This is a genomic window from Exiguobacterium sp. SH1S21, assembly GCF_004337175.1.
GTDB classification, from domain to species: Bacteria; Bacillota; Bacilli; order Exiguobacteriales; family Exiguobacteriaceae; genus Exiguobacterium; species Exiguobacterium aurantiacum_A.
This window is the reverse complement of the sequence record NZ_SJUY01000033.1, coordinates 1-428: the sequence shown is the minus strand read 5'-3', so window position 1 is coordinate 428 and position 428 is coordinate 1. Positions and strand designations below refer to the sequence as shown.

1 pseudogene is annotated in these 428 nt (G+C 53.3%); it reads right to left on the bottom strand.

What is annotated here, in order from left to right:
• Positions 1–193: 193 nt before the first annotated feature.
• A pseudogene (locus tag EVJ24_RS15210) lies at positions 194–428 on the bottom strand (hypothetical protein); the annotation flags it as partial.

Sequence of the window (428 nt, the reverse complement as noted above, 5' to 3'; positions counted from 1 at the left end):
ATCATAGACGGCGTAGTCGTTCTGACCGACCGCTACGTGACCGATTTTCACATCGATTTTGTCAAACGTGTTGACCGCTGCTTCGAGCGCTGCGACCTGGTCTGCCTGTCTTACTTCTTCTACTGTCCAATTCATGAAATCACCTCACGTCATATTGTAGCACAATCGAAAAAGCCCGCCGCAGCGGGCGGACTCATAACGTCCGGAATTCAAGCTCCGGTAATGTCTCGAGCAGTTCGGCAATCTCGTCCGTGTGCGCTTCGGCACCTGGAACGGCCTCGGTCGGTTCGACCCAGAAGAACGTTTTGTCGCTCGCACCAAGATAGTTGCCGTAGCCGACTTCCTCCGCGAACGCCTCTTCCGATAGTTCACGGTCAATCAAGTCCAAATGGAACAACAATTGGTCGTCGCCGTCCTCGACATTATAG